Origin of the sequence: Dysgonomonas gadei ATCC BAA-286, from assembly GCF_000213555.1 — a bacterium.
GTDB classification, from domain to species: domain Bacteria; phylum Bacteroidota; class Bacteroidia; order Bacteroidales; family Dysgonomonadaceae; genus Dysgonomonas; species Dysgonomonas gadei.
This window is the reverse complement of sequence record NZ_GL891979.1, coordinates 152108-170593: the sequence shown is the minus strand read 5'-3', so window position 1 is coordinate 170593 and position 18486 is coordinate 152108. Positions and strand designations below refer to the sequence as shown.

At 40.3% G+C, this 18486-nt stretch carries 9 protein-coding genes; all 9 read right to left on the bottom strand.

Annotated elements, in window-relative coordinates:
* Positions 1-14: 14 nt before the first annotated feature.
* The 9 genes from HMPREF9455_RS00655 to HMPREF9455_RS00615 all read right to left on the bottom strand — a co-directional run bounded on the left by HMPREF9455_RS00655 (position 15) and on the right by HMPREF9455_RS00615 (position 18462).
* Positions 15-3410, bottom strand: coding sequence for a TonB-dependent receptor (locus HMPREF9455_RS00655; protein ID WP_006797629.1), 3396 nt, complete (start codon positions 3408-3410; stop codon positions 15-17).
* Between the two features lie 154 nt (positions 3411-3564).
* Complete coding sequence (locus HMPREF9455_RS00650) at positions 3565-4776, bottom strand: FecR family protein (RefSeq protein WP_052303033.1); 1212 nt, start codon at positions 4774-4776, stop codon at positions 3565-3567.
* A gap of 40 nt (positions 4777-4816) precedes the next feature.
* Positions 4817-5392: an RNA polymerase sigma factor gene (locus HMPREF9455_RS00645; RefSeq protein WP_006797627.1), complete on the bottom strand. Its 576-nt coding sequence runs from the start codon at positions 5390-5392 to the stop codon at positions 4817-4819.
* Between the two features lie 1113 nt (positions 5393-6505).
* Positions 6506-8680, bottom strand: coding sequence for a hypothetical protein (locus tag HMPREF9455_RS00640; RefSeq protein WP_006797626.1), 2175 nt, complete (start codon positions 8678-8680; stop codon positions 6506-6508).
* A 261-nt stretch (positions 8681-8941) separates the two neighbouring features.
* A complete protein-coding gene (locus HMPREF9455_RS00635) occupies positions 8942-9754 on the bottom strand; it encodes a DUF3823 domain-containing protein (protein ID WP_006797625.1) in 813 nt (270 codons plus the stop codon).
* 23 nt (positions 9755-9777) lie between these two features.
* Entirely contained in the window at positions 9778-11832 is a 2055-nt protein-coding gene (locus tag HMPREF9455_RS00630; protein ID WP_044215381.1) for a RagB/SusD family nutrient uptake outer membrane protein, read from the bottom strand.
* Between the two features lie 38 nt (positions 11833-11870).
* Positions 11871-15053 (bottom strand): SusC/RagA family TonB-linked outer membrane protein, encoded by a 3183-nt coding sequence (locus tag HMPREF9455_RS00625; protein WP_006797623.1) that lies wholly within the window; start codon positions 15051-15053, stop codon positions 11871-11873.
* Between the two features lie 21 nt (positions 15054-15074).
* Complete coding sequence (locus HMPREF9455_RS00620; protein ID WP_006797622.1) at positions 15075-16544, bottom strand: glycoside hydrolase family 76 protein; 1470 nt, start codon at positions 16542-16544, stop codon at positions 15075-15077.
* A gap of 103 nt (positions 16545-16647) precedes the next feature.
* Positions 16648-18462 (bottom strand): MSCRAMM family protein, encoded by a 1815-nt coding sequence (locus tag HMPREF9455_RS00615; RefSeq protein ID WP_006797621.1) that lies wholly within the window; start codon positions 18460-18462, stop codon positions 16648-16650.
* Between the last annotated feature and the right edge of the window lie 24 nt (positions 18463-18486).

The window sequence follows — 18486 nt, the reverse complement described above, 5'->3', positions numbered from 1 at the left end:
TCGATTTTGATGTTTCAGAAACTGATATTTAGACCGATAGAATATGATTTCACCAGCGGGTATTTACTCCCCCTGTCAGAATCGATTTCAGGATCCCATAACTTAAAGTCGGACATAGTCAGTATATTAGTCCCTCGACCGAATATCCTTGCTCCAGATGATCCGAATTTACGAACCATCTTTACAGGGAAATTATAGCCGAGTTCGATATTTTTCAGGCGCAGCATTTTCATATTCTTCATCCACCATGTAGACTCTTGATAGTTGTTTTCGTTCAGCCCCTCATAAAGTCTCGGATAGAAAACATCCTGTCTTGGATTTTCGATAGTCCACCTGTCTCCGACATTTGTAAAGAAGTTACCTACTCCACCCAGACCTGAGCCGGGAATAAAATAAGCTTCACGGCCAATCATACGGTAAGTATGACCGTTTCCCTGAAAGAAAAAGCCGAAATCGATATTTTTATACCTGAGGTTGGCTCCAAATCCGTATACAATCTGAGGATCGACAGTTCCACCGAGATTTGTCCTGTCCAGAGCATCGATTCTGTTATCGCCGTTAACATCAACATATTTAATATCTCCCGGGCGTACCGACGAGGTAAAAGTTGGCGTCGGTATATCGTCTTTGAGAATACCGTTTTCCACATCCGCAAAATCATCATCAGTGAATAACCTTTCGGCTACCAATCCGAATATCTGTCCTACCGGAAGCCCTGTAGACGAACGGTTTGTACCGATTATTCCTAATGATTCATCCTGTTCTATAATCTTATTTTTTGCATATGTGAATGTACCTCTTGCCGATACAAACCAATCTTTATTGATTTGTTTATTGACATCCAGCACCATATCCACACCTTTATTGTCTACTTTACCGAAATTGGCAAAAGGCATATCGACAAATCCGGCAGAAGCCGGCATCGTGGTACGACGCATGAAAATATCCCTTCGTTTTTCCATAAAGTAATCCACCTGTAATTCGATTGTATTGAACAGGCCTAGTTCTAAACCTAAGTTTGTCTTGGCTACAGTTTCCCACTTCAAGCCTGTATTCGCGATATTTCCTTCCCAGCGTCCGGCTCTCCCGAATTCATCCCTGTTATACCCCCATACATAACCATCTGTATTGTTTATGGTAGAAATATACGGGAATCGGTATTCTGTATCACCTATCTTAAAACGGTCATTTCCTACAAGCCCCCACGATCCTCTGAATTTTACTTTAGACAGGGTATTTCTTACTCCTTGCATAAAGGGTTCTTCCGATAAAATCCATCCGGCAGCAACCGAAGGGAAGAAACCATAACGCTTGCCTTTAGCAAAGTTTTCGGAACCATTATAACCAAAATTAAACTCACCTATATACCTTCCTTTCATCGTGTACGACAAGCGACCCGCTATTCCCTGAAAACGGAACGGTAATTTGCCTCCGTCATCGTAGTTTCGTTGATTATAGAGGAATAAAGCATTTACGGTATGGTCGCCGAATGTATTGTCATATGTAAGCGTACCTTCCAGATAGGTATTTTTATTACCAAAATTAGCTCCTACAGAATGATCCAGGAATTCCTGCCCGTATGAAGATACAACAAGCTCCAATTGGCCTGTTTCGGCGTCTCTCCCTGTAGCAGGATTATAATAATCGGGACTCTTACCTCTTTTCACACTATTGTCGGAATAATTATCAAAGGAGAATGTTCCTTTGATTTTCAATCCGGGAAGGAACATTTTCAAATCCTGTTCCACAACAAACAGAGATTCAATCTTACTCTGTACAATCCGCTCATAGCCGGTTTGTGTAAGTAATGCCCAGGGATTTACCCGTTGTGGTACTTGCGGAATCTCACCTGTGGAATAGCGCGTAGGATGCTGGTATGGAGGTGTCTGATAAGCCATTGCAAAAAGGTTATCAATACTCTGCGGCGGAGATGTACGTTCCTGCATATAACCTCCGATATTGAACCTTACCAAAGTAGTAGGTGTCAGGTTTATATCCACATTAGAGCGCATGTTATACCTGTTCAGCCTGAGAGAAGAATTCCATCCCTGATTTTTATCTCTTTCAAGAATTCCCCCTTCGTGATAAAAGGCTCCGACAAAAGAATAGCGTAATACCTCCGATCCCCCGTTAATATCGATAGAAGCTCTGGTATTAGTGCCATAGTCTCTAAGTATCGCATCCATCCAGTCCACACTCGGATATAGATCAGGGTCTACCCCATTCCTTATATTATCGATATGCTGCTGGCTATACATCGGCTCTTTCCCACTCTCATGACGTATACTGTTCATTACTTCGAGGTAATCGGCGGCACCGACAAATTCAGGAATCTTAGTCGGTTGTGTGATTGCCTGCTCCATCTTGAAAGAAACAGTTGGCTTACCCACACGCCCGCGCTTTGTATTGATAAGTATTACTCCATTTGCGCCTCTCACCCCATATACGGCACTGGCAGACGCATCTTTCAACACAGAAAAAGATTCGATCTCTTCAGGGTCGATATTATTCAATGAACGTTCAATACCATCGATAAGCACTAATGGTGTACGATTGCCCTGGAATGTACTGATACCACGTATCCAGAAGTTGGAATTGTCATAACCGGGCTCTCCCGAGCGTTGCACGCCAATAACCCCGGCCAATTGTCCTGCAAGGTTATTACTCATCGAGCGGGTGGTTCCGGCGGCTAGTTTTCCGGGCTCGATAGTAGAGATGGAACCTACTACAGATTCTTTTTTCTGCGTACTGTACCCGACAACTACGACCTCGTCCAGCTGCCCGACATCTTCCTGCATTATTACATTTATTATTTTGCGCTCACCTACGGTTTCGTCTTTAGGTAGAAAGCCTATGTATTTGTATTGTAGCACGGTATATTTATCGGGTACATTTATCGAATAATTTCCGTCGGTATCTGTTACTGTGCCTGTACTTGGATTACTCTTGACAATGATAGAAACCCCGATCAAAGGCTCACCTTTCATATCCGTTACATTCCCCCTGATAGTAATTTTATTCTGATTTTGCTGGGTGGTAGCAGATGCCGGCTTTCTGGACACAAATACCTGCCTGTCGGATACTGTGTAAATATAATCAGTGGATTTAAAAAGCTCTTTCAATACTTTGTCGATAGTCTGACCTTTCATGTCTATGGTCATACTTTTATTCAAATCCACAGATTCATCATAGTAGAAAAAAACATATTCAGTGTTCTTTTCTATTTCCGAGAAAATTTCTTTTAGGGGTGTATTCTTTAAATTAACGGAGATTCTTGTTGTCTGAGAATAACTTTCCACGGCATATGACAGATTTATTCCTAGTAGCAGGAAACATATAATCAGTCTCATAATCCGCAATGTTTTTCTAATATTAGCATCTTTTATGCTAAAAAAACGTTTTTTTATCATACATTTGTTATGATTTAAAGGTTAGACTTCGTACAGTTTTAACAGTTTAAATTCTATTGGATGGTACTGGTACTACCATCCAATTTTTTTGTAAGTTTCTTTACATAGGCGTTTTACTGATTTAAGGTTAATATTTATTTTAAATGGTACTTTTTCACTGGTTTTTATTTATTTTATATACATTTCCTTCCTTCGAATAAATGATTTTCCCGTCGAAAGACAATCCTTTCATTATTTCCTCGATGTTATCTTTCAAATCGAGTTTCCCGGAACATCTTATCATCGCAGCTTCCGGACTGCATTCTATTTGCATTCCATAATATCGGGACAACCGTTCGAATACGACTCCCAATCTCTCATTCCGGAACAAATAAAGTCCTTTTATCCATGAGATATACGTATCCGCTTCGACTGGAATTATTTTCTCATCGCCTCCCTGAAACTGGAACATTGTATTGGGATTCAATATCGCACCTTTCGATTCCTTAGTTTCTACTTTTACTATACCTGAAACTAAAACAACCCTTTTCAACGCATCAGACTCATAAGCCATTACATTGAAACTTGTACCCAGGGCCTGCACACTCATATCTTTTGTCCTGACAAAAAAAGGCTTACTCGCATCCTTAGCAACTTCTACAAATATCTCGCCATCGACATATATCTCTCTTTTATCTTTACCGAATTCGCTTGGATAAACAACCCTCGAACCGGCATTAGCCCATAGCTTAGAGCCATCGGACAAGGTAAGTACGGAGCGTTTGCCTTTTGGTATAATCAATTGATGTATAGTTACAGACTCTTCTTTTTCCAGAACTCCTTTTTCTGTTTTTATCTCATTTTGTTCGTAAGTGATCGTCGCTTCTTTTTCTTCAAAAAGTATAGTCTTATTATCGGATATAACGAGTTGTATTTCGGAATTATCGGGTACTTCCACTTTATTTTTATCCGCGTAAGCAACTATATCTGATGTATTTTTATCGGAAAATATATTCGAAAGAAAAGGGAATGAGATAGCAAGTACAGCTATGCTTGCTGCCACTCCGATGGTAATAAACAGCAACTTTCCTCTCTTATGTTTCTTATTCTCCTCTCTATGTGAAGAAATATTGTTCCACATATGCGATATCTCATCATCAGACAGAGGGTCGGTCTGAACAGCTATAGATTGGAGATATTGTTTTGCCTGTATATACTCTTGAATATTATCAGGCTTCCTGTTTTGAAAATCAGTCCAAAAAATTTCAGATTCTTCGGATGGTTCTTTGACTGAAGAAATAAAGAAATCGTCTTGAAGGAAATCTTCAAATGAATAGTTTAAATAATCTGATTTTTGAGTATTCTCAGGCATACTTTTTTCGTTCATTTAGTAAATAAACAAACGTACCTTCTTTTTATACTCAGTTTTATTCTGATTTTTTATAAAAACTTCTTATTTTTTTTAATGACCGTTGTATAACATTCGCTACAGACTGATAATTCATTTCCGTAAGAATACTGATTTCATCAATACTCATGTTCTCTACAAAACGATAATATATAATCTCCCTCTGCCTGGTGGTGAGCAGGGACATCACGTTGTCTACAGTTGCTTTAACAGACATATCCACTTCCATATCTATCAACAATGTCTCGGCTGTGTCTTCCGTATAGGTTTCTACCTGCTTTTCCTGAGAATCAATAAACGCTATATGAGTTTGATGACGTTTTAGAGTATTTATCAGATGGTTTTTCAAAATTCTGAAAAGATAAAATTTTATGTTATCGGTAAAACCTATCTTTTCTTTATTATCATACAAACTAATGAAGATATCCTGAATGCAATCTTTTACAAGCTCCCTATCTGATGAAAATTGCATACCATAGTGAAACAAAGTCTGGACATATTTTTTATAAATATGCGTAAATGCGATATCATTTCCGGCCAGAAAGCTTTTCCATAAGGAAGAATCATCTACAAAATTATCAATAGGGTCTCTCATTAAAAATGAAAATAGTTCTTACATTCAACTTCGAGTCTGTTGAACTCGTATATATCTTGCTATTGGTAACAATCGTTGGAAACAACAAATAGGAATAAAGATATGGTGAGTAAATATCTACAGAATATCATGTATTCTCTGTTAAACAAACAATCTTTTTGCCGCAAATACATAGGCAAAGGTGAATAACACCAAAAAAAATTGGACCATTAGCAATCAGGTTCTACAATCTCATCCAGAATATTTTGTTACGGCTTACCGTTTCTCTTAACTGTCGCTTCTTCTATAATATTCTAAATCTGAAATTGTTTGCATGCAAAAATAAGAATTTAAACTTATTGTAATTTATTTTCTGAAAAAATTTATCTATATATAGCGGATAGCCTTTAGCTGTTAGCTTGTAGTTCTTTGAAGTATTGGGATAAGTAGTAAGTTTTAGGTACTAAGTTGAAAGTTATATGAGATACGAGTAAACAAGACACGAGATACAAGCTGCTAACTGACGACTGTTCACTGGTGAGAGTCTTCGCTCTACTCAGCAAGCTAATTATTAATTATTCATTCTTAATTCTTAATTGTTTTCCGTGTTACCTGTGTTACCTTTTAACAAGTAATGAGTTTTGAGTAATAAGTACTAAGTTGAGAAAATTGTATTACTGTTTACTGTAAAGACTGTTACCTTTGTTACCTTTTAATCACACATAGTTAATTAGTGTAAAAATTGAGAGATGAAAACAATGAAAATTCTGTAAGAAGTGTCAGGTTTTAACTAAACTTAGTCAATATATGCAAATTAGACCAACAATTACAACTGCTAATTTTCGTGTCTTATCAGTAGAACTATTCCTTTTATTAATCTGGTTTACTATTATATTTTCTCTTTTGGTGCATTGGATCGAGCTATAGTTATATTTCTTCAAATCTCCGGTGAGTATGAAATATGACCCTATTCCGTATAAAAACATAGAGCAGAACATACTTCAGTCTGCCTCCTTAGCTCACGGACGACAAAGTAAAATATATTCTGCTCACTATTATTTGTTCTGTCTATCTTTCCTTATTTCATATAGAGTAACGTACCTTATTTAATTTTCTCTGTGTATTCTATATAAGTTACCATTTTATATTTACCGATACACCTTCGGGATTATTTTCAAATTCCAGCAAATAAGTTTTGGACTGCTGATCCCAAGATCCGGAAACCAGTTCTTCTTTACCATCAACCTGCACACTCACCGGTTTACGCGGAAGTAAAATCCTCGATATATTTGTGGTATTGACCGGACTCTTTGCTGCAAACGAATAAGAATCCTTTTCCGTTTTTTCTTCATAAACCCGGGATGCCGCGGCAAGAACCTGCGGTTTTTGTTTATCAGGAACCCTGTCTACATTTAAGAAAAATGCCTGTTCACCGGGCTGTATCATTTTAGACTTGTATACCGGTAACTTAGGATCAAAGAGATCTATAAGGGTACCTTTTATCAGATATGACTCATTACCTACACTCTCGTCCAGAACAGCAACCAGATCATAAACTCCTCGTTGAAGATAAAAATTATTCTTGAAGAGCAACTTACCCGCTTTCGCCTTCTGTTCATACATTTTTCTCACAACTTCAATCAGTTGCTTGTCATTATCATTTTCCAGCACAAAATTCTTCGGGTCAGTCCTGATAATATATACAGTACCCTTCCCGTAGCTATATTCTCCTTCTTTAGAGGATGCTGCAATGTTCATCTGCTTAAACAAATGGTCGGAAGGTGCTGCATAGTTGTTACCGCCCGTGTTCCACCACTCCAGTACAGTCTGGAACGGATCACTGTCGAGTCCGCTATACACCAGTATACCACCATCTTTTACCCATTGGGCGATGTGCGTATGAGCTTCCGGCGACAATGGTTTCATATTGGAATAAGTCATAAGTAATACCTTGGTATCGGCCAAAGCCTCTTTATAGCCTAAATTTTCAATATGAACTGTTTTTACAGGTACTCCCCGTTTCAGGAAAGGCAGAGCCTGTCCGTAGAAGTTCGACAATTGAGGATCTTCGTACCCTACATGTGTAGGAAACCGTTGAAACATGAGCGAATTAGCCATCAACACACTTATCCCTGCTGAACCCGTTACCTTATTGTCCGACAAAGGCATATGATTCAGAGAGTTTATCATTACCTGCATCTGGGTAGAATAATGTCTCGGTATCCTTTCCCTCTTGTCACTATCCGGGCTAGTCCTGTAAAGTCCTTCATAAATGCGTTCGGGCCAGGGCATTATTTCATAATCGGCTATATTGGGATATAATAATTGTGCCGTAAAGGTTGCCTGATAGTTCTTTTTGTAGTCAGCCCAGTCTCTAGGCCAATCTTCGATAGGATCGGTCAGGAAAAACATTTTACGACCTGTGGGAGCTGTCATGGATTCCATTGATCCATATTCCAGAAAAGCTGTTTCGAAAACCCTTTCTTTTGCCTTACCATTATAGTAGTTTGGTTCGCGCGACGTACCTGTCCACACCTGCGCTATATATCCATCGACACACGACAGAGACGCTAAACTGGCTTCGGGACTAACAATCATCCATTGCGAATAGTTTACAAGAGAATGTGTAGGCACATAACACTTCACATCCATTCCTTTGCTCTTACCGTATTCTTTGGCATATGTAAATACTTCTTTCAAAGCATTATAATATAGTTGGTATTTCAGTTTACTGGACAAATAGGTATTTTCGGGAGACTCATGCTGTGGCCTCCAGTCAAAGCCATAGTAACTTTTCCATTCCCGTTTAAAGGCCTCACTATAACCTGCACGGGCCCAGAACTCCGGTTCTTCCATAAAGATGGCATCTATACCGGCATCAATCACCCGTTTCACATGTTTTTCTTTTATGTATTTCAGGTAATTTTCAGTGGGAACAATATAAGGCACCATATGTCCGTGCCATATTGTATCACCGTTTTGTTGTACTTGCCCTTCGTCCAGATGCATTTTTCCATCCCACTGGCCGGTAAAGTATTCCTGATATTCACCCCATGCTATTCCTGTCATGAAATGGACTGTATAGCCTCTGTCGCGCCAAGACTGTACACGTTCTTCGAAGGGTATTCTTTTTGATTTGTCGGAAGGATTTCCACCTACTCCATATACCATAACAGCATCTGCCCTGTTATCTATTGTCGGCCTCCACTCGCGTGAAGTCTGGAATGTAGTTTTAACATTGTCTTTGACCTGGGCTTTTGGCAGAAGAGTGAGCCCACAAAGGAATAAGATTAATACACTTTTTTTCATAACTATATCCTATTTTATTCTTAGTCGTTCCGGATTAATACAAAAATATCACCGATGATAAATGTCTTTTATACATTAAAGACTCTTCTTCATTCATGGTATGACAGACACAATTTGTCCTTAATGTACTGCCGATCCGGTTTTCTCCTTAAATTTAATTGCATTTTTACTAATGACAAAGCCTTAAAATAAAAATTAAGGTTTAAAGCTAAAACAGCAAGGTAATAGCTCTAAACCTTAAAAACTATTTTATTATCAATATTATGGAACCATTACCTCCATAGCCTCGTTATAATTCCACCTGCGGGTACCACTACCTTTCGGAGTATCGTAGTTTATACGCGCAGCAGCACGGATAAACACCGTACGTCCGGCAGGAATAGTTCCTTTAGATTCGATGGTGATTGTTTGTCCAAACAAAGAGTTGAACGCCGAACCTGTATATTGAATCTCATTCGACCACCTTTCGTCACGGGCACGGTAACCCACTGTAGATGAATAGCTGACAAACAACTGTATATCTGTCATATTCAGAAAACTACTATTATAACCGCCCATTGGCTCTATTTTATTGCGGAAATCATCTTCAGACACAGCACGTGTAACCCGCACCTGGGCTTTCACTTTACCATTAGAAACCGTCGGTTCTCCTATCCATTCCACTTTAAGGAAAGGTTGTACTTCGAACTTAACCTTAGTCGTCCCTTTAATATCCATTGTTTGAGTATCATCGGCAAGGAGCATACCATCTGATTCGCGAACAAGTGGAATGAATGGCCCATCGATACGGATATTATAATTACCTTTAAATAACTTGGTATTTTTGAATGTACCGTCAGGCATACAATAAAAATCTGGGTTATGTGTAACATTTTCACCCCAGCTAAGCTCTGTCAGACGTACGCGAATACCTTCACTACCCTGATCTGTGAGTACAGGTTCTCCGGTAGCCACATCCACTACTGCTCCTTCCAATGTTTCTTCCGGTTCTTCATAGTTATCTACTTTAAACAAATCGCAGGAGCTGAAAGAAAGCAACGCACACATTAAAGAATAAAATACTATTTTTTTCATATTCTGTGTTTTATTATTATTCATTATCTATTTGGTTGTTGGTCGATTACCAGGCTCTTAGATACTTCACCGCCCGGAATTTCAAAATAATAATCAATCGGATTATATTCAAAAGTCTTGAGGCCTACCATTTGGAAATGAGCATCGAAGAAATATTTTCCTGTAGTAGTAGAAAAGAACGGATATAAGCCGCGGAAACGGTAGCGCGAATTATTACTAAATGCATCTTTATTACGTGCTTCGCCCCAGAATCCGTCACGTCCGTCATAATGTTGAACACGCCAGCGTCTCAAATCCCATTTTGTCTTATGTTCAAAAGCAAGCTCTTTACGACGTTCTTTACGTACAATATTACGCCCTGTTTCTGTCGATGCAATTTTACTTGTAAGTTGCGTTGCCCCTGCACGTTCACGGATTTCGTTCACTGCATCGGTAGCTACCTGCAACAGATCGGCCCCATCAGGAGAAGCGGCTCCGGCCAGAGATAATTCTACAGCTGCCTCTGCTGCATTAAGCAATACATCAGCGTAACGCATCAGGATGAATGGCTGCTCAGATTTTCCTTCTGCCGCAACAAATGCCGGATTTGAATTAAGCCATTTCCGTCCATAAAATCCTGCCATTGCTGATTCTCCCTGATCATAGAACGGACCGTTTGCTCCGGACGCATTCATCTTTTGTCCGTTGTAATCAACAGTTTCCACATTTTCTGATTTCGGGCTCAGATACAATGTTTTTGGTTTTTGAGTATAAGCATCCAAATGTTGGTAATATGTTTCGGCATTAGCATAGGAATAGTCCTTAAAGAATGGCTTGACTGGTGTTGATCCGGTATATACACCGGCACGTATCTCAATCTCTTTACCTTTAAACATATCTCCGGGGAAAATCACATAAGCGCGCAAACGCGGTTCGGCGTTCTTGAAGAAATCCATCGGCTTGTCATACAGCAGATAATCTCCTGTAGTATTCGACGTCCCGCTTGTAACTTTCACGGTTCCATCCGCATAGCGGTCAAAGCCATCGAAAAGCTCTAGAAAGTCAAGAGTAGGACATGTCCCTGAAGATAACGGCGCGCGGAAAATAAATGGTGCACTATATGCATCATAGCCATGTGTCAGCGTAGGATATACATATTGTCTCACATAAATATTCTCGGGACTACTCAAATCACTAAACATATCTACCATATTCTGATATTGTGCATCACGGTCTGTTGCCGACCACTTTTTCTTATAGAGTGAATACTTCCCACTTTCCATCACTTCACGCGCAGCTTTATATGCTTCAGTGAAATACTTCTTGGATGCAGCCTGCCAAGAATCTGCACCAAAGCCAATTACCCGTATTCCGGTCTTTTGTCCCAATCCTGTCAGGCGACCTGTCACTGTCTCATTATATTTAGCCACACTTCCGGCATATAACATGGCTTCCGCTTTAAAAGCCAAAGCTACATATTTATTAGAATAACCCGATTTAGGGCTGGTCGGGCTCAACAGACCGGCTGCCTTATCAAAATCGGCAAGTACCTGATTCCATGTTTCCTCTTCACTGGCACGCGGTACTTCCAATGCTTCTTTATCGTTAGGATATTGAATGACTTTGGTCACTAAAGGTACTCCTCCAAAACGTCGGGCCATGGCATAAAATACAAAAGCACGTACAAAGTAAGCTTCTCCTAAATAATGGTTATAGCTTTGTTCCTGGAAAGAACCTTGATACTGCGGCAATGTTTCCAGTAAATAGTTTGCTTTACGCAACAGAGAAAAGGCATTACCCCAATATGCAGTTCTCTCACCTGTAAAAGTCTTACAAATTCCATCACGGTTCAGAGCTTCCCCCGTACCTTCTATACCCATCGAACCCAACCATGCGTTAAACTCGACACCCCATTCGCCCATATATTTGAAATCTTCAAATGGCATATTACTGTACATTGTTGCCATATAAATTTCCATACCGGACTCGTTAGTCAGAATATCCTCATCAGTAATCAGATTCTTAGGTGCAATATCCAGATCGTTGCAAGCAGAGAAAAGAAAAATGCTTAGCAAGGACAGTATTATTATTTTTTTCATATTTTTCATATTTATTATTTCGTAACTGACACTAATTATTAGAATGTAAGAGACATACCTATGGTGTAAGTTTTATTAAGTGGATATAACCTTCCATTATCGCTATCCGGATGTTCCGGGTCCACGAATTTCACTCCTGTTATAGTAAACATATTATACGCATTGGCAAATACTCGCAGGTTCATAGACGATAAGGCCTTTATCCGAGGCAGTGTATAGCCAAGTTCTATACTTTTGAGACGGAGATAAGCCGTACTCACACGGTTGAAAGATGAATTTGCATCAGGATAATGTCCTGTATAGCCATAATAACCACTCACCCATTCTGTAGCAGGATCGTAAGGATCTGCTGTAGGATCTACCGGATGCCAGCGGTCCAGGAATTGTACCAGCGTACCTCCACCGTTACTTCCCCAAATTGCATATAACGGTTCTTCATATTTCATTGAGCCGAGAGCCGATCCTTGCAATAGTATGTTCAGGTCGAAATTCTTATATGCGAAGTCAAAATTTATACTATAATTCAACCATGGAGTCTGGTCAAAAGCATAAGGATGCATATCCTGTCCGTTAATTTCACCGTCGCCGTTCCAGTCTTCATATTTATAATCCCCCGGCAAAATTCCACGGTCTTTATAAATCGGGTACGACCATATATCTTTCCAGCTTTGATAACGTCCGGCACCAGTATATCCGAATTGTACTCCTTGATAACGGTCGGTAAGGTTATCATTACGCCATCTGTCGTAAGAGTTGCCCCATGGTCCTTTTTCCGAAGCAACCATATGTTTCTGACGCGTAATTGTACCGATTGCCTTTATCCTATAAGAAAAATCATTTATTTTATTACGATGCGTAAGTTCAAGGTCCATACCGAAGTGACGGTCGCTATCCAGATTTTCGTTAGGAGCCTCAGCACCTACTACAGTAGGAAGGTCTCCTTTGCGGCGGGCAAACATACCTGTACGACGGCGATCAAAATAGTCTAAAGAAAAACCGAACAATCCATTCCATCCCTCAAAATCTACCCCAAGGTCAAGCGTACGTGATTCGTACCACGAAATTGCAATGTTAGGCAGTGGCTTGGTAGCAGCAGCAGAAACATACTTATCTCCGAAGATAAATCCCGGTGCATATTGATTATAATATCCGCTTCCCCCGTTTGAATTTGTCGCTGGATAGTTATAGCCGTTTGCCCATTCATAATTCCAGTCGTTTGCCAAATCATCTCCCAATACCCCATAGCTGGCACGCAGTTTTAGCTGGTCGACAAAAGAAAGGGCTGAAACAGATTTAAAGAAAGGCTCTTCGGATACACGCCAACCTGCCGATACAGATGGGAAGAAACCCCACTGATGCCCTTTTGCAAACTTTGATGATCCGTCGTAACGGAATTGAGCTTCAAGCAGGTAACGATTTGCATAAGCATAATTTACCCTGCCTATCATTGCAGAGTTAGCTTCTTCATAAAGGTCATTATTTCCTATATTCATGCTTCCCAGTTGATTTTCATCAACACCTGCAAAGAGATAATCTGTAGAAAAAGCAAGCTCACGCTGTGCATAGAAGTTATCTCCTGTCCGCTTCTGAGTTTCCAGACCAACAACTCCACTAACAGTATGCTCACCGAAACTACGATTATAATTGAGTAATAACTGGCTCAGGATTTGCTGTTTATTATATGTTTCACGGCGCAATCTGCTTGGTGAACTCGTATTGAATAATGCCTGATCGTAAGAATCGGTCAGTTCATTATAAGCATATTGGTAATACTCTTTACGATAGGCTGTATTATTATCGGTGCGGTAGTCATAACTAACCAGAGCTTTTGCCGATAAACCTTTTAATACCGGTGTTATTACACCCAGATCGTAATTAAGAGATGCCGATGACTGAAAATATTTTTGCTGATATTTCCTGTATCCGGATACATCAGAACTCATCTGAGCCACTGCATTTTCCTGTAATTCAAGCCCCTGATAATTGAGCATTGTATTATCCGGATCGGCATATGCGGGATACAATACACCTTGTCTCCAATATGTGCGTATAATGTCAACCGCACTTGTGTACGGATTGTTGCGCTCATCAGCTACGCCGCTCAGATTAATATCAAATGTTAATCCGTTTACAATTTTAGTAGTTATATTGGCACGCAGATTATATTTATCATAATTAAGGTCTCCCGATTTGAAAAAACCTTCCTGATAGAAGTATCCCATACCTATGTAATACTGGGTCTTATCGTTTCCTCCCGTAATGCTTAAATCATGCTGGGTTTGCGGAGCATAATCTGAAAATACCAGATTTGTCCAATCTGTAGTGCGACGGGTACCGTTGCGGAAAGCTTCAAAATCAGATTCTTTATATATGATGCTTCCCCCACTTATATTATTCATCGCCTGTTCGTTGTACAATGTCATTGTCTGATACGGATCGGCAAGGACAGGCATACCCGAAGGTTTTTGGAATGTATATGTACCATTATAGGAAACTGAGGTTTTCCCGTCTTTCGATCCTTTCTTAGTAGTTACGAGTACAACCCCGTTAGCTGCCCGTACACCGTATATGGCGGCTGATGCATCCTTCAGGACAGAAATATCATCGATATCATTAGCGTTCAAACGTTGAAAATCGGCTGTAGTACGGGGAATACCATCGATAACTACCAACGGAGCGCCCAAACCACGAATATCGAAATTATTATTAAATGTACCTGGTTCTGCACTTTTTTGCCATACACGCACACCTGCAATTTTACCGGTAAGCATATTCTGCGGATTCTCATTCTTGGTCTTTATCATTTCCGATCCCTTAACTCCGGCTACAGCCCCGGTTAGTGTTACTTTTTTCTGTACACCATATCCGACAACTACCACATCATCGAGCGTAGTCTCATCTAAAGTCAGTGAAACATTGATCTGGCTGCGTCCGCTTACTTTTTCTTCTTTAGGACTATATCCCAAAAATGTAAATACCAGGGTAGCATTGTCCGGTGCCTGAATAGTATATTTACCGTCGATATCTGTAATAGTACCAACAGTGGTATTTTTAATCACGACACTTGCTCCGGCTACCGGTTCATTGGTTTCGTCCGCAACTATTCCGGTAATGGTCTTGTTTTGCGCCCATAAAGACATAGGTATCAAAACAACAAAGAGCATCATTAACATGCAAGAATGCAAGGATCGCATCTTTTTTGCACAATGTGTTTTTATCATAACGATATAAATTTAAGTTAGTTATTGTTTTTCCAATTCGTATCGCGCCAGAGTAGCGTATTCGGCAGCAAAGGCAAAAGTGAACATACCTTCCACTCTGTTATTGCCATTTTCACGACTCCAACCTACTAATAAATTGGGAGGAAGAAATCCTCTGTAGAAAAAGTTTTCATACCCGTAATCAAGATTCTTCTGGAAGCTATCGACGTATGCAGACGCATTATTGTATGAAGGATATACATCGACATATGCGCGCATCAGCACTCCGTTAAACCAGTTGTTGAAGCCTATTATATCATATGTATAATACCCGGGCTTGTTTACTCCCAGTTTAGCAAAATATTTGAAACTGGCATCCGACAATTTTTTGGCATCTTCCACATATGTATTCTCTCCCGTTGCACGATACAGGTCAGCCGCACCGGAAAGCATAGAGCCACAATTGTAAGAATAGGCAGTACCCACACGGTCACGCAGATTGGTGTGCTTGCGGTATGTTACGCCGTTAACGGTTTCATACGCTACATTGCAGTCAGGATCACAGCCTCCCATCATGTCGTGATATACTCCATCCTCGCGTAACAAATTCGTCTTTTGCCAAGCATAAACAGCCTTTGCAAATTTTAGGTAATAGTCGCTTTTCTTTAGCGTAGCGGTTTTGCGGCTACCATCAGTTGCTATATATTTATAAGAAATTTCGTCATTCTTACCTTTATATAGTTCGTGTAACCATACCAGTGGACTTACTACAGGCCCGTTGCTACATGAATGCTTTGTCACATAGCCCGGTCCCCATGGAATACCTCCGTATTCTTTTCCATTGGCATCGAGTACACAATCCCATCCATCCAACACATAATCCGCCAGATATTCCGCTTCGGTCAGATAGGTATTGCTACCTGTCAGTTTATAGGCTTCGATAAGTTCTCTGATCAGCCATTGCTGGTCGTCATATACATTATGTATACCTTCTACCAATGCTGTACCTTTGGCATTTCCCCTATCTACTCCATATACGGACCAATCTTTCGTTTGAGTATACGATGTAAGACGAAACGTGCCCCTATAATATGCAATATTATCATACAATTTGGCTAACAGGGCTGTGTAACGGCTAAAGTGCTTGTCATAAAGCTCTGCTTTGCCTTTTTCCTTATGAGCTTTCAGCCCATGCAGGATTGCATTCACAGCTTCGATAGAACTTGTGTACATCCATACACTGCCTTTCTCATCAGCTCCCTCCTTATTCACATTCGAATTTGTATAAGGATTGTAATATCTTGACATTGCCATACCTTCTCCCTTAAAGTGGTAGGACACCGCACTGTCAACCAACTGCATCGACCGAAGGATATTTTGCTCCGCAAGGTTATCAGTTTTGATAATTCCGGAATTATTGCCGCCTCCGTTGCCATCTACTTCATTATTATCACTACATGCAACAGTCACCACTAAGAGTGTACAAAAAATAGTTGTAAATATTTTTTTCATTTCATTCTTATTCCTGTCCCTCTGTGTATCCGCTGCATATACAATACATACTGAAGTATCGAGATATGCAGAGGATTCACTAAGGGCGCAGTTTTTTCGTTTTTTAATTCAGGTTAATATTATAGAATACAAGTTTACTCTCATCTCCATTACTTTCTCCTTTGTACACACCAAATATCAACATCACATCGTTTCCGTTAAATTGAGACAGGTCATATACAAATGAAGCATATCCATCCGGGTCTCCTGCTCCACCCGAACCGTGCTTAAATTTCCAGCAACCATCGGCAGCAGCGGCAGCGTCCTGAGCTGTATTCGATTTTGGAGCTACATGCACAATCGTACCGTCTTCTTTTATTGCTGTCAATTTGAAGAAAGTGTAATTGCTTCCGAAATTTCGGGTCTTCAGCGTTAATTGGTTACTACCCGGTGCGATAGCAAATTTAGAGTAGAAATATGCTTCCGGCTCCTTAGTGTTCACCTGAGTACCACTGCCTCTGGTCTTGATAAGGTAACCTTCGGATGGAAATACTTCGGGGTCTTTATGTAATGGTACAAATGCCCATTCATGTCCTATATGTGCTACATTTCGCCAAGCCCTGTATGCTGCCGGATAACCGGTTGTCATATTCACATCACGTCCTGCACTGATAGGGCTGATTCCTGTAAATGACTTTTTGGTATGTATCATCGTGGAACGAACCATTTCGTGAGTCAGTTTCCAGCCGTCTATCACTTCATTTCCCGGAATCCAATCCCAATTGGTTACATTTTCCTGAGCAAAAGCAACACGGCGAAGTACCAGCTGCTTCCAGTAGTTTCCTGTCGCATTACGATAAATACCAATAGCGACGATCACTTCTTTGCCAATATACTGACTCAGATCGAAATGATAATCTGCATAATTCCCGGAACCATGAGTCCTTACATCTCCAATTTTTTCGGTCACAGGCTCAGCTGCAGAAAGATCGACTACCTGTACACCGAAATATGCAGGAGCAGATGCATCGGCATCATGTGTACGCACTCTCAGCGAAAGAATCTTATTGTCCGCTGTAATTTTTTTACTACCCCATGTATACGAATCAAATACATTAAGGTCGGCAGGATTCTTCCGGTCTGCTTCATCATTACGAGTACGCAATGTGGTTCCTTCCCATTGCTCTTCCCAATTGCCCCAGAAACTGAGAGAACACATATAGTCACAAGCCCAGTCCCAATGAGGATATGCATCAGCATTACCTCCACCACGGTACTCATTGTAGTACCACTTATCAGCATTTAACAGATCGTCCCTGGTCAATCCGCGCAAAAGTTCAGTTCCACCCATCTGTAAATCCAGAATCACTGCCCCATCTTCAAAACTGGCCTTAGTCACCGTTTTGGTGATAGTTACATAATTTGCTTTGGTAAAAGTCACAGTATACTCATCGGCGACCAGATTTTCGAAGAGGTATTTCCCGTCGGTTCCTGTGGTAACCGTACCTGCCGGACCAATGCTTACTGTAACTCCAGAGAGAGGAACTCCGCCATTTTTAGCATCGGTAATGATACCACTGATCTTTGCAGAAGCATTCACCATTGTAATGTTTACAGTGGCTACACTACTAACAAATTTTTTCGCTGTAACTGTTGCACTGATTGTTTGCCATCCCGTTTTAACAAAAACTACGGCATGGGATTCCATCGATACATTCTGAATTGTGTATTTTCCATCGATACCACTGCTCACAGTCTCATCTTTACCGGATACGGCAACCGTGACCCCGGCGATAGGAGACCCTGTCTCGTCCGTTACAATACCGGTAACAGTACCTGCACCGATATTAACCTGTTCGTCATCATTGCTACAAGCACTAGTTATAGTACCAAGCAAGACGATAAACATAAAAACTCTTAAAATTTTCACTAGTTTCATGTTATTCACTTAATATAAGGAGTT

Coding starts and splice junctions, on each gene's coding strand:
- HMPREF9455_RS00655 (WP_006797629.1), bottom strand. CDS start 3,410: ATGATAAAAAAACGTTTTTTTAGCATAAAAGATGCTAATATTAGAAAA.
- HMPREF9455_RS00650 (WP_052303033.1), bottom strand. CDS start 4,776: ATGAACGAAAAAAGTATGCCTGAGAATACTCAAAAATCAGATTATTTA.
- HMPREF9455_RS00645 (WP_006797627.1), bottom strand. CDS start 5,392: ATGAGAGACCCTATTGATAATTTTGTAGATGATTCTTCCTTATGGAAA.
- HMPREF9455_RS00640 (WP_006797626.1), bottom strand. CDS start 8,680: ATGAAAAAAAGTGTATTAATCTTATTCCTTTGTGGGCTCACTCTTCTG.
- HMPREF9455_RS00635 (WP_006797625.1), bottom strand. CDS start 9,754: ATGAAAAAAATAGTATTTTATTCTTTAATGTGTGCGTTGCTTTCTTTC.
- HMPREF9455_RS00630 (WP_044215381.1), bottom strand. CDS start 11,832: ATGAAAAAAATAATAATACTGTCCTTGCTAAGCATTTTTCTTTTCTCT.
- HMPREF9455_RS00625 (WP_006797623.1), bottom strand. CDS start 15,053: ATGATAAAAACACATTGTGCAAAAAAGATGCGATCCTTGCATTCTTGC.
- HMPREF9455_RS00620 (WP_006797622.1), bottom strand. CDS start 16,544: ATGAAAAAAATATTTACAACTATTTTTTGTACACTCTTAGTGGTGACT.
- HMPREF9455_RS00615 (WP_006797621.1), bottom strand. CDS start 18,462: ATGAAACTAGTGAAAATTTTAAGAGTTTTTATGTTTATCGTCTTGCTT.